Genomic DNA, 712 nt, shown 5'->3' on the forward strand with positions numbered 1-712 from the left:
TCGCCGCTTCATCGTGCCCCGCTGAGGATCCCAACCCAGTCCAGTATAGACTGCCGGCAAGAGGGGCAACCCTTGCACTTAGAAGGAGAGCTTCTAGAAGAGATGAGCAACCGGCAGAGCAAAGCCTGGAATAACCTCTTCGCCCTCCAGAAGATCAACTGACTTGAGGAGACGGTCGGGCTCTTGAGAGCTGCGATACACCAGGACGTAGCGCTTGCTGGGATGAACAAGCCAAGCCAGGCGGCTGCCATTTTCAAAGTACTCCACCAGCTTCTCCTGCATTTCTTCGAGCGTATTGCCGGGAGAAAGCACTTCAACGGCCAGATCTGGAGCGCCTTCTAAAAATCCCGTGGGCAGTTCGGCCATGCCCTGCAAGCGTTCTTTGGCAAAAAAAGAAACGTCAGGGGAGCGCCAATTTCCACTCTTCATCCTAAAAGCAGTGCTGGAATCTAAAACGATTCCCAGAACGTAGGGGGTTAAAGCTGCCAGGAGGAGACTGCAGACATAGCTGTGGAGCGCCCCCGCACTTCCCATGTCAATTGGCTTTCCAATGAACTACCCCACCGCGCAGGCGGGTGGGGTTTCCTCACCCGCTTGACAGCAGAGCTTTTGTCTCTTCTTCTGCCCCAGTTGCTTCATCGATCCCGTGTACCGGGCCTGTGAAGTAGAGCTGAAGCATCCAAGACTCACGAGGCTGGTCCCCAGCCCCGGT

Annotated in this window: 1 protein-coding gene; it reads right to left on the reverse strand. The window is 55.6% G+C overall.

Annotation, left to right across the window (positions count from 1 at the left end):
- Positions 1 to 93 precede the first annotated feature (93 nt).
- Positions 94 to 552, reverse strand: coding sequence for a Uma2 family endonuclease (locus tag NW827_RS08275; RefSeq protein ID WP_414503558.1), 459 nt, complete (start codon positions 550 to 552; stop codon positions 94 to 96).
- Between the last annotated feature and the right edge of the window lie 160 nt (positions 553 to 712).

It is taken from the genome of Synechococcus sp. H70.1, from assembly GCF_047502705.1.
GTDB lineage: Bacteria > Cyanobacteriota > Cyanobacteriia > Thermostichales > Thermostichaceae > Thermostichus.